This window comes from Paraliomyxa miuraensis, from assembly GCF_026337845.1.
GTDB classification, from domain to species: domain Bacteria; phylum Myxococcota_A; class Polyangia; order Nannocystales; family Nannocystaceae; genus Paraliomyxa; species Paraliomyxa miuraensis.
In genome coordinates this window covers 114,781-126,370 of sequence record NZ_JAOVZF010000157.1, presented here as the reverse complement: position 1 = coordinate 126,370, position 11,590 = coordinate 114,781, and the positions used below count along the sequence as shown (strand labels likewise).

Sequence of the window (11,590 nt, the reverse complement as noted above, 5' to 3'; positions counted from 1 at the left end):
ACCGTGCTCCTTGCGCTTATCAAGACGCTGCGGCCGAAACAGTGGGTCAAGAACTCCTTCGTCGCCGCCCCGTTGTTCTTTTCATTGCGCCTGCTCGACCCCCAAAGCGTGCTTCGCACCGCCGCCGCGGTGGGTCTGTTCTCGCTGATCTCGGGCTGCGTCTACGTCCTCAACGACCTCGTCGACGTGGAGGCCGACCGCGAGCATCCCAAGAAGCGGCTGCGCCCGATCGCGTCCGGGGCGCTGCCCATGGCGGCGGCCAAGGGGTTCCTGGCCGTGGCCGTGCCCCTGTGCGTGACCCTGGCGTTCGTGCTCCAGCCGTGGTTTTGCGCGGTGCTGTCGAGCTACTTCGTGCTGAACGTGGGCTACAGCTTTCGCTTCAAGCACGTGGCCTACCTCGACGTGCTGCTCATCGCGCTGTTCTTCATCCTGCGCGTGCTCGCGGGGGCGTTCGCGATCGAGGTGGTGGCGTCGCCGTGGCTGCTCGGCTGCACGTTCCTGCTCGCGCTCTTCCTCGGGTTCGGCAAGCGGGCGCACGAGCTGGCCACCGCGGTCGATGCCGGCAAGCAGCGGGCGGCGCTGGCGGGGTATCACCCCCAGAGCCTGCGCTGGATCCTCTACGTGCTCTCGGCGGCGGTCGTGCTCACCTACGCCGCGTACACGCTCAGCCCCCACACGGTGGAGCAGTTCGGCACCGCGTCGCTCATCTACACGGTGCCGCTGCCGGCGGTGGCGATCGTGCGCTTCATCCGACTGGCGACCACCCGCAAGGACGCCGAGAGCCCCACCGACGCCATGCTGCGCGACCCGCTGTTCATGGCCGCGATCCTCGGCTACGTGGTGGAGACCGGGGCGATCCTGTACTGGGGGTGATCCGGTGCCGGCTCCGGCGATCACCAGGAGCACCCGCGGCAAGACCACCGCCAGCGTGCGGCCCGAGTCCTGGCAACCTCATCTGGCCCTGCTTCGAGCACCGGCCGCTCGCCCACGCCCATTCCCCCCTTCCCGCACCAGCGCTACCCTCGACCCCTCCCCGTGCCTCGTCTGCGCCCCATCCGTGACTGGCCCCTGTCGCTCAAGCTCGCGACCACCGTCCTGCTGCTCGCGGTGATCCCCACCCTGCTCGCGGCCTATCTCAACGCGCGCGAGGTCGAGTCCCAGTCGTTCGTTCGCGAGACCCAGTCGCTGCAGCGCAGCTCCGCCGCCGCCGCCCGCCGCCTCGAGGAACGCGTGGGCCGCCTGCGGGCCTACGTGGAGCTGGTGGCCCAAAACCCCACCATCCTCGCGGCCGTTCCCGATCTCTCCGATGCCCCCACCCCGCAGGCGCAGGCCCGCGCCTGGGATGCCCGCCACCCCGAGATCTACGCGCTCCTCGTCAGCCTCCGTCGCGCCAACCCGTGGTTCGAGAACGTCTACCTGCTCGATCCGGCGGGCGTGTGCATCGCCACCAGCGAGCGCGCCACCAAGCCCGAGATGGTCGGCCGCCCCTACGACTATCGCCCCTACTTCCAGGCGGCCCTCGAGAACCGCGCCCCGTTCGTCTCCGACGTGCTCAAGAACGCCACGAGCCCCGGCACGGGCATCTTCGTGTCCGCCCCCGTGCTGCGCGACGACGCCGTCGTGGGCGTAGTCGTGCTCAAGGTCCAAAGCGGAGCGCTGCACGAGGTCGTCGCCGATCTCGCGCGCACCAGCGGAAGCGCCATGCTCGTGGACCGCTTCGGAGTGGTCGTCAGCGATGCCTGGACCGGTACCCTGCGCGACACCGAGGACCCGCAGAGCCTGCAGTTCCACCCGCTGGCCTCGGTGGCACGCTTCCAGACCCTGTTCGAGCAGACCCGCCGCTATGGCACCCGCGAGGGCGAGCACTACCTCGATCGCGTGCAGGACCCCCTGCCGCTGGACCCGCTGTGGACCGCGCTCCAGCAGCGGCGCAGCGGGGCGGCGGAGCATGCGTTCCCCAGCGCCTTCGGGCAGACGCCGATCCCCACCATGGTCGGCTACGCCCCCGTGATGTCCAGCGGCGACGAGCCCTATGGCTACGTGCTGCTGGGCGAGCCCGCGGCCGACTTCCGCGGGCCCCTGCACGAGATCGCCGAGTCGGCCCTCTTGCGCTCGGGCCTCGTCGCATTCGGGGTGGCCCTGGTGATCGCCCTGCTCATTCGCCGGTTCTCCCGCCAGATCGTCGATCTCGCCGCTCACGCCCGCCGCCTTGCCGATGGTGAGCCCACCGAGCCGCTGCGCCTGCCTCGCGACGACGAGCTGGGGGTGCTCGCGACCAGCGTGGAGCGCCTGGCCGAGCAGATGCGCCAGGCCGTCCGCGCCGAGCACGACGCTCGCGCGCGCAGCGACCATGCGCGTGACCTCGCCGAAGCGGTCGCCAAGGCGCGGACCGAGGCGGTCGCTCGTGCCCACGCCGTCCTCGATGGCGCCCGAGCGGCAATCGACGAGGCCACCGAGCTCGCCCCTCGCGGCAACCTGCGCCGGGTGAGCGCGCAGCTGCAGGGTACCGCGCTCGATCTGGCCGCCCTCGCCAATGCCGACGGCACGCTACGCCCCAAGCCCCGTCGGGTGGTACTGACCTCCCTGGTCCAGGAACTGGTCGACGCGCAGGACCACGACCCGGAGCGCCCGGTCACCGTCGTTGCCGACGCCGCTCTCGAGACCGAACTCGAGGTGCAGACCGATCCCGCCATGCTTCGTCGCCTGCTCGAGCACCTCGTCGACAACGCCTGCAAGTTCACCCGCCGCGGCAAGGTCGAGGTCCGCATCAGCCGCGACGGTGACCGCATCCGACTCGCCATTGCCGACACCGGCATCGGTCTCACCGCCCGTCAGGCCTCGCGGATCTCCACCCAAGGCGAGGAGCCCGTCGGCGACAGTGGCGTTGGTCTGTGGGTCGCCCGCCGCCTGGCCCGAGCCCTTGGCGCCGCCCTCGATGCGCAGGGCGAGGTCGGCCGCGGAAGCACTGTCACCGTGGAGCTGCCGGCCCCCGCTCCGAGCTGACCCTACGCGTCGCCGAAGACCTCGCCGAGCGTACTGGCTTCGAGCAGCCGCGAGCCCCAGGCATCGAGTTCATCGAGCGAGCCCGAACGTACGCGCAGCTCGACCCACGGTGGCAGCCCGCCGAAGCGCTGCCCAAGCTGCCGCAAGACGAGCCCTGCCTTCCCCCGCGCCTCGAGCTTGTCGGCCACGCTGACGAACTCCGTACGCAACTCCCGGTCCACGTGCTCCATGATGGCTTCGAGCATGCCCTCGTTCTCCTTCGTGCGGTAGATGTATTCCAGCAGCGCGTGCAGATCATCGCGTTCGGCTGTTCCATCGTCGTGGACCTCTTTGACCCACCGCGCAACTCGCCGCGCGTTCCGAATCGTCATGCCGCCCGACGAAACCAACCACAACAGGCGTAGCGCCGTGCGGGCCACCGAGGTGATCTCGTGGGGTGGTATCGAGTCATGCCGAAGCTCGTGCACGATCATGCGTAGATCCACGAACGTCGGCAGCGGCGACCGTCGCCCAGCCTTGCCATGCAGTTCGGTGAGACGCCGCGGACCAGGCCATCGTCCCGAGCCCTGATGGAGCACGACGGGGATCAGCTGTGGCAATCGCCCGGGTACTGCATGGCGGCCGCGGGCATGGTCTCGGAGCGCCCGCCCGCCGTAGTTGAGCAGGTGCAGCGGCATCAGCCGCCGAGGCTTGCGAACGTGCTCCCATACGATGATCGCACCGATCTGGCCCGGCTCGTCGCGAAGCTCGATCGAGAATGGAAGATCGCTGTACGAGTCGCGCAGGTGCTCCTCGACGTAGGCACCTGGCTCGTGCCTCAGCGTCGACCAGTCGAGGTGCTCGGCCACCCCCTTGCCCACCAGGTGACGCAACGCCCCTCGCGCATGCCTCACCTGCGAGAACACGTAGCGAAACAGCAGATCGTGCGGACGATCTCGCTTCCACTCGTCGCACGACATCGCCGCCGGCCCAGTGCGAGAATCGTGCACGGTCCACGGTCACCGGCGATCAAGCACTTGGCGCTCATTCGTCTGCACGCTTGGCCAACCCGTTGGCCACTCACGATCTCTTCCGTTCGAATGCTGCCAAGCGGTGGCAACGACAGTCGTGGTCAGAGACTGGGAGTCTTGGTCGGGTCGTGGCCAACCGGTTGGCCACGACCCGCTCCGAAGTCCCCTTCGTGCCAGGGCTCTCTCTGCCCTACTACGGGCACGGATCATCGCCGTCGAGCGGCGCCGTCAGCATGTCCACCGGGATCGTCTCGAGCTTGTCCGAGTCGAACGAGGCCCGCAGGGCAATGTTGGCCCCGTGTCGCGCCTCGTAGTACTCGATCATCATGTGGTGCGAGCCGGCCTCGAGCGTGGCCGAGCCGTTGCGCGTCTCCGTGCCGTGGTCGCCCCAATTGTCGATGATGCGCTCACCGTCGATGTAGAGCCGCGAGCCGTCGTCGGACGCGAGTTCGAAGCGCACCTTGGTGTCCTCCTCGATCGCGATGCAGGTGTCCCATCGGATCGAGAACGCATCGACGCCAACCCCGCGGATCGGCGAGTCCTTGCCAAAGTCGAACTCGATCGTGCGATCGAAGCGCTCCCGCGGATCCCCTTCGAAGCGCTCGTTGTCGTAGTAGAGACCCCTCCACGGTGCGGTCACCGTGCCCCCGATGTCACCGATGAGCGGCGCGAACGCGAGCAGCGTCGTCACCGCGAACAGCAGGCCCATGCCGGTGATGGCCGATCCGTCGCGGCGGGCCGCGAACTCGTCGGCCGCCCGCCGCAGCGCTCCGAGCTCGAGCCGCAGGCCCTGTGCAAGCCCGGGCGTCCGCAGCAGCCGCGTGGCCTCGTCACCATCGGGCTCGGCGAACACCAGCCTTCGCGCCAGCTCCTCGCCGGCCAGCGTTGGCGCATGGATTCGCTCGGCCAGCGCCGCCACTGCGGCGTCATCGTCGGCCGAGCCCAGCAGCTCCACGCCGAGCAATCCCCAGGCCCTTCGCAGGTGCGCGGCCACCTCGGCCAGCGCCGCCGGATCGTCCGCCTCGGCCTCCGACATCCGCTGCCCGGCGCGACGCACCTCGCCGAGCGCGGCCTGCCACGCCGGTGCCGTGCTGGACGTGGAATCGAGCGGTGCCATGATCACTCTCCTCCTTCGCTGCGATCGCCGTCGAGCTCGTCGGGCCGCCGCCGGATGTCGGCCTCGAGATCCTCGTCGTCGAGCCGCTCCTGCTCGATCTCCTCGGCGCTGCGCTTGCGCTTGCCCCGGGCGTCGCGATCGGCCTTCTGGATCGCCTTGCGCTCCTCCTCGGGGACCTTCTCGAACAGCTCGATGCCCAGGCCGCCATCGATGCGACGATACTCGCCCCGCTTGACCAGGCGCTCGAGCCGTCGCTTGTCCTTCTTGTCGAACTTGCTCGAGTGCAGCAGCAGGTAGTCGGCCTCGCGATAGGCGGGCCACTTGTACACGTCACGCCGGTTCGAGATGTGCGGCCCCAGCCCGCTGGTGCTCGACACCGGTGCATCGGGCGGGATGCTGGCCGCCAGCTCCTTGACCTTCTCGTAGCGATCGCGATGCTCTTGCTTGGGGTTGCGAACGATCGAATTCCAGCCGGCCTTGAACGAGTCGTTGGGGACGAACGCCCCGAACTTGATGCTGGTCAGCGCCGTCGCCAGCAGGCACGTCCACATCAGCGTCCACGAGAGCCGCCGCGACGAAATCCCCAGCGCCCGCACCACCCGTGCCTCCGAGGCCCTTGCGATCGCGTCGGGCAGGCTCGCCAGCAGCACGGGGAACAGCACCGACGAGTACTGGAAGTGCAGCGAGTACACGTGCCGCCGGCTGGCCAGGCCCAAGAAGATGAGCCCATAGACCATGATCACGGTCTTGCGCCCCGCAATGAACGGCAGGAACAAGAGCGGCCCCAGGAGCGCCAGCGCGAAGAAGACCTTCTGCTCCATCAGCAGCACCTTGAGCACGAACCCCGGGTTGGTCACCAACGAGATGATGAGTCCCTTGAGCCCCTCGGACTCGTGCGGGATCATGTCCTCGTAGAAGAACACGTAGGACATGCTGTCCTTGCCCCCCGCCATCATCAGGCCCGAGTCGTTCATCATCTCGAGCTTGACGAAGGCCAGGTAGGACAGCGCCACCACCACCGTGGCCACCCCCGTCCACGGCCGGCGCTGCAGCACCGCGTAGGCGCCCACGAAGCACGCCAGCAGCGACATGTCCTCGCGCGTCAGCAGCATGAGCACCAGCACCAGCCAGTAGCGCCAGCGCGCGCCCACGTCGATGAAGTAGATCGCCCAGGTCAGGCTGGGCACCACCATCGTCAGCGAGTGGAAGTCGAACAGGTTGACGCCGTGCAGCGCCGGATAGAGCACGTAGAGCGCGACCAGCAGCACCCCGAACCAGGGGTTGCCGAGCCTGCGCGTGGCCAGCAGGTAGAGCGGCGCGGCCGCGGTGGCCAACCACACCGACTGCAGCACCAAGAGCGTCTCGGCCCTCGGGCTGAGCATGTAGAGGGGCGAGAACACCGCGATGATCGGGTCGAAGTGCGCCGAGACGTGCTTGCCCGTCTTGCAGTAGGAGCAGCCTAGGAAGTCGCCGTTGACCGTGCGCCAAAAGACGTTGTCGTAGATCCCCAGGTCGTAGACGTGGGTCCCCAGGTTGCGGTGATCGAGCAGCGCCAGGTGCGACGCGTAGAGCGCGTAGAACACCGCCAACCCCATCGCGCAGAGCGGCGGCAGCCAGCGCCAGCGGATGAGCTCGGGCACGCTCTTGGGCGTCCGCAGCCCCAGCACGCGGTGGGTGAACACGCCCAGGATCCCGGTGCAGACCCCGATGACCACGAGCGTGAGGAACTCGTGCTTCTCCTCGATCCCCCGGTGCGCGAGCACGGCCAGCAGCGGCGCGACCATGATCACGAACGCGAAGCGGTTGAGCCTTCGCGCGCTGTCCCCCAGGCTCGGCCGCCCACCCCGACGCAGCCGCACCAGGTGGAAGCCGAGGTAGCAGAGCGCCATCGGCAGAGCCAGCAGCAGCATCGTCTTGATGATCGCCACCCGCTGGTCGGCATCGAGATCGTTGGCGATGACGTAGTCGCGATCATCGGGATGGGCCAGCGGCCACATGGCCAGCCCTGGCGAGATCACCACCAGCAACGCGACCAAGCCCCAGGACCAAAAGCCCGCCACCACGCGCTCCACGAACGCGTCCACCCAACCCGTGGGGCGGCTCGTGGGGCTCTTGGGACGGCCTTGGGAGGGACGGCCCTGGGATTCGGCCTCCCCCGAGGGGGCGGGCGAAGCCGACCCTTGGTCTTGGGGGCCCTCGGTCTGTGAAGCCATGGAGCGCATCTACTACCTCGATCCGGGACCGTCGGCTAGCCAGCAGGCGAAGGCGACGATGTCTGCCGGAAGGGCCGACGAACGGCCCGTGGGCGCTCCTGCGCCGACACCGGGTGCGTGCGAAAACTCCGACGTCGAATCCGCCCCCGCCCTCACCGCGCGAGCGAGCCATGGTGGACGAGCATCGGTCGTCCCGAACCGCTTTCGACGCAGCCCTGGCCCTGGGGTAGGCTCCCCGGCCGTGGAGTCGCCCACACCCGAGATCTCGGCCGTCGTCCCCGTCTTCAACGAGGTCGACTCGCTCGAGCAGATGCACCACCAGCTGACCGAGGGCCTGCGCACCCTCGGGCGCTCCTACGAGATCCTGTTCGTCAACGACGGCAGCACCGACGGCAGCACCGACAAGCTCGAGCAGCTCGCCGACCGCGACCCTCAGCACGTGCGCGTCGTCCACTTCCGCAAGAACTTCGGCAAGTCCCCTGCCCTCAACGCCGCCTTCGAGCGCGTCCGTGGCCGCATCGTGCTCACCCTCGATGCCGATCTGCAGGACGACCCCGCGATGATCCCCGAGTTCGTCGAGCGCATCGAGGCCGGGGCCGACCTGGTCTCGGGCTGGAAGAAGCGCCGCCACGATCCGCTGGGCAAGACGGCCCCGTCCAAGGTCTTCAACTGGGTGGTCCGGCGCGTCAGCGGCGTGCAGCTGATGGACTTCAACTGCGGGTTCAAGGCCTACCGGATCGAGTGCATCCGCGAGCTGTCGGTCTACGGCGGCTTCCACCGCTTCCTGCCCGTGCTCGCCGGCTGGAAGGGCTTCGTGGTCGAACAGCTGGTCGTCCAACACCGGGCCCGCCAGCACGGCGTGTCCAAGTTCGGGGTCGGCCGCTTCTTCGATGGCTTCCTCGACCTGCTCACCGTGCTCATGGTCACCCGCTACCGCACGCGGCCCCTGCACTTCTTCGGGGTGCTCGGGGCCGGCAGCGGCGGCGTGGGGCTGCTGCTCTTGGTCTACCTCAGCATCCTATGGTTCCTGGGCGAGTCGATCGGCAACCGGCCGCTGCTCACCCTGGGGGTGCTGCTCACCCTCGCCGCCATCCAGTTCATCGGGATCGGGCTCGTCAGCGAGCTCCTCGTGCGCACCACCATCACCCCGCAGGAGGTGTTCTCGATCAAGAGCACCCGCGGCTGCGGCGAGGATGACGTCCCCTCGCGTCCCTCCGCGCGCGCCACCGAGCCCGTTCCGTCCAAGGCTCCTTCGACCCCCGCGATCTCCAACGCGCCCGAAACGCCCCCCGAAACAATAGGGTCCGCCCCTGGCTCCGAGGTGGCCAACGCCTGACCCAGGGCTCCACCATGACCCCCGAGTTCCCGCGAACCATTGGCCGCTACGACCGCCTCTACGACGGGCTGGCCGTGCTCGCCCTGCTGGTGATGACGCTGGTGGCCCTGCTCACCTGGCAGGACTACGGCATCACGTGGGACGAGAACTACCACCTCGACTATGGCGAGCACATCCTCGCGTTCTACGGCTCGGGGTTCGAGGACCAGACCGCCGTCACCTTCCGCATCGACTATCTCTACGGCGGTGGCTTCGACCTCAGCGGCGCGCTGTTCCGCCGCCTGGCCAAGCCGCTCGATCGCAACGATGCCATCCACCTGCTGGGCACGCTGGTCGGCGTCGCGGGGCTGTGGGGCACGTGGAGGCTGGGCCGCGTGCTCGGTGGACCTCGCGCGGGATTGCTGGCCGCGCTGTTCCTCGGCGCCACCTCGGTCTACTGGGGCCACATGGCCAACAACCCCAAGGACCTTCCGTTTGCCGTCGGCTACGTGTGGGGCATGGGGTTCCTGCTCCAGGCCATCCGCACGTTCCCGCGGGTGCCCCGGAGCCTGGCCATCAAGCTGGCGATCGCCATCGGTCTGGCCATGAGCGTGCGGATCGGCGGCATGCTGCTGGTCTGCTACCTCGGCGCCGCCATCGGGGTCTGGGTGCTCTACCACGGCTGGCTGCGACGCGACGCCGAGGCCACCTACCGCTATGGCCGCCGCCTGGCCCTCACCGGCATCGGCGTGGTCGCCGGGGCGTGGGTGGTGATGCTGGTGTGGTGGCCGTGGGCCCTGTACGACCCCATCAAGCGACCGCTGGCCGCCGTCCGGCGCATGTCGCAATTCATGGACCACCACCGCAAGATGCCGTTCGCCGGCGAGCTGGTCTCCAACTTCGACGTCGACTGGCGCTACATGCCGCACTACTTCGGGCTCAAGATGCCCGAGTTCGTGATCGTGCTGTTCGTGGTGGGCACGGTCGTGGGCGTGGGGCTGCTGCTCCATCGAGCACGTCGGGTGCGGTGCTTCACCGACAACCTCGTGCTCGGCACGCTGTTGTTCTCGCTGTGGTTTCCCTGGCTCTACGCCGTCCACAAGGAGTCCGTGCTCTACGACGGCCTGCGGCACTTCCTGTTCGAGGTGCCGGTGATGGTCGCCGCGACCGCGTGGCTGGCCAACGCGATCATCGACCGGGTGGTCCGGCGTTTCGGCACCCCGGGGGCGGTGGGCGCTGGCGCGGTGGTGGCCGTGCTCTGTGCCGATCAGTACGCCACCATGGCCCGGCTGCACCCCCACGAGTACGTCTACTTCAACCGCTTCATCGGCGGGGTGAAGGGCGCCGTGGGTCAGTACGACACCGACTACTACGCCGAGACCTACGGAGACGCGGCCGCGCTGCTCGCCCGCGAGCTGTGGAAGGAGCACCCCGACGAGTACCTCAACTCGATGTACCGGGTGGCCGGATGCGGCGGCAAGCAGCGCATCATGCGGCGGCTGCCGCCCAACTTCGAGTATCGCAAGGGCAAGAAGGGCGAGTACGACTTCTGGCTCGGCTACACCCGGCAGAACTGCCACCTGCGCCATAGCGACAGTCCGGTGGTCGCCACCCTGACGCGCGACGACGCCGTGCTCAACGTGGTTCGCGACGTCCGCAGGCGGATCACTCGCAAGACCAAGCCCAGCCGCGCCAAGCCCTCCAAGCCCGCGCCGCGAACCCCGACACGAACCCCGTCGAGCCCGAGTGGTGCGAGCGCCACGGCGGGCGCGGCCGACGACGATGCCACCGAGCCCAAGCCATCGATGGCACGACCCGGCAACGACGCCGCGGACGCCGACGACGCCGCGCCAGCCGACGACGCCGCAGCGGTCGACGACGAAGCAGGACCGGCCGATGACGCCTCGGCCGACGACCCAGAGCCCGCAGAGGACTCGCCATGACCAAGCCCGACCACGCCAGGGTGCTCGATGCAGCCGCGGCGGAGCTGCGCAGCGCCTATACCTTGATCGCCGATCCCGACTGCGACCCCGTCACTGCGATGCCGCACCTGCGGCGCGCATGGCAGACGGTCGCGTGGCTCAGCCGTGAACAGCTCCCCCCGGACGATGCCGGGGAGGATCTCTCGTCATGGCTGAGCGCCGAGCACCTGCCCTTGATCCCCGACAAGGAGCGCCAACGGGTCCACCGCACCCTCGTCGCAGTCTGTCGGCACCCCCGCGATCCCGAGCCCTGGGGCGAGACCGAGCCCCCCCCCACCATTCCGTCTACCCCCGCGCTCGTGTCCCACCTGCGTACGCTCGGTCGGCTGGTGGAGGCCCTGCGCCTGCAGCAGCTCGGCCGTCCCCCCAAGGCCCAGCTCGCGATGCGCTGGGGCTTGCGGACCGCCGCCTGGGTCGGGGGCGTCACCGCCTTCATCCTGCTCGCCCTGCGTCCCTGGCAGGCCGAGGACGTCGGCTCGTGGCGCGGCGCCTACTACCCCACCGAGAAGTTCGAGGGCCGCCCCGACGTTCGCCGCGACGTCGACGTGGACTTCGACTGGGAGAAGGACCCCCCCACCGACTCGATCCCCTCCGACCGCTTCGGCGCGCGCTGGGACACCTGTCTGGTCATCGACGAGGAGGTCGACGCCGCGTTCCAGGTGGTCTCCGACGATGGCGCGCGGATCATCCTCGACGGCAAGATCATCGTCGACAACTGGGAGAAGCACCGCCCCACCGCCAAGGGCAAGCGCATCCCGCTGTCGGCCGGGGTGCACCACCTGCGGATCGAGTACTTCGAGTTCAAGTACGACGCATCGATCCACGTGACGGCCTCGTTCGACGAGGACGAGCCACCAAGCCCCATCCCGTCCCGCATACTGGAGTTCCCGGGCATGGAATTCCCGGACGACGCCAATCCCTGCGAGGGCAAGCGCTGAGCGGAGGTGCTC

General features: G+C 68.9%; 8 protein-coding genes. 5 read left to right on the top strand and 3 right to left on the bottom strand.

Annotated features, from left to right (window positions below; translation table 11 throughout):
• Nucleotides 1-3 precede the first annotated feature (3 nt).
• Together OEB96_RS27910 and OEB96_RS27905 are read left to right on the top strand one after the other, a co-directional pair.
• On the top strand, nucleotides 4-873 hold the full coding sequence (locus OEB96_RS27910) for a decaprenyl-phosphate phosphoribosyltransferase (RefSeq protein ID WP_266219808.1): 870 nt from the start codon (nucleotides 4-6) through the stop codon (nucleotides 871-873).
• Nucleotides 874-1,035: 162 nt separating this feature from the next.
• Nucleotides 1,036-3,003, top strand: a complete 1,968-nt coding sequence (locus OEB96_RS27905; protein ID WP_266219807.1) for an ATP-binding protein — start codon at nucleotides 1,036-1,038, stop codon at nucleotides 3,001-3,003.
• Nucleotides 3,004-3,005: 2 nt separating this feature from the next.
• Here OEB96_RS27905 and OEB96_RS27900 read toward each other — a convergent pair whose 3' ends face one another.
• The 3 genes from OEB96_RS27900 to OEB96_RS27890 form a co-directional block, all read right to left on the bottom strand.
• On the bottom strand, nucleotides 3,006-3,992 hold the full coding sequence (locus OEB96_RS27900) for an Rpn family recombination-promoting nuclease/putative transposase (RefSeq protein WP_266219806.1): 987 nt from the start codon (nucleotides 3,990-3,992) through the stop codon (nucleotides 3,006-3,008).
• Between the two features lie 214 nt (nucleotides 3,993-4,206).
• Nucleotides 4,207-5,130 (bottom strand): PA14 domain-containing protein, encoded by a 924-nt coding sequence (locus OEB96_RS27895; RefSeq protein ID WP_266219805.1) that lies wholly within the window; start codon nucleotides 5,128-5,130, stop codon nucleotides 4,207-4,209.
• Nucleotides 5,131-5,132: 2 nt separating this feature from the next.
• Complete coding sequence (locus OEB96_RS27890; RefSeq protein WP_266219804.1) at nucleotides 5,133-7,214, bottom strand: DUF2079 domain-containing protein; 2,082 nt, start codon at nucleotides 7,212-7,214, stop codon at nucleotides 5,133-5,135.
• A 370-nt stretch (nucleotides 7,215-7,584) separates the two neighbouring features.
• Between OEB96_RS27890 and OEB96_RS27885 the strand changes: the two genes are divergently transcribed.
• From OEB96_RS27885 to OEB96_RS27875, 3 genes are read left to right on the top strand one after another with little or no spacing between them, the layout of a single operon-like run.
• Entirely contained in the window at nucleotides 7,585-8,679 is a 1,095-nt protein-coding gene (locus tag OEB96_RS27885) for a glycosyltransferase family 2 protein (protein ID WP_266219803.1), read from the top strand.
• 14 nt (nucleotides 8,680-8,693) lie between these two features.
• The gene (locus tag OEB96_RS27880; RefSeq protein WP_266219802.1) at nucleotides 8,694-10,601 is read left to right on the top strand and encodes an ArnT family glycosyltransferase; all 1,908 of its coding nucleotides are present in this window, start codon (nucleotides 8,694-8,696) and stop codon (nucleotides 10,599-10,601) included.
• Nucleotides 10,598-11,578 (top strand): PA14 domain-containing protein, encoded by a 981-nt coding sequence (locus OEB96_RS27875; RefSeq protein ID WP_266219801.1) that lies wholly within the window; start codon nucleotides 10,598-10,600, stop codon nucleotides 11,576-11,578. Before OEB96_RS27880 ends, OEB96_RS27875 begins: the two co-directional genes overlap by 4 nt.
• Nucleotides 11,579-11,590: the final 12 nt, after the last annotated feature.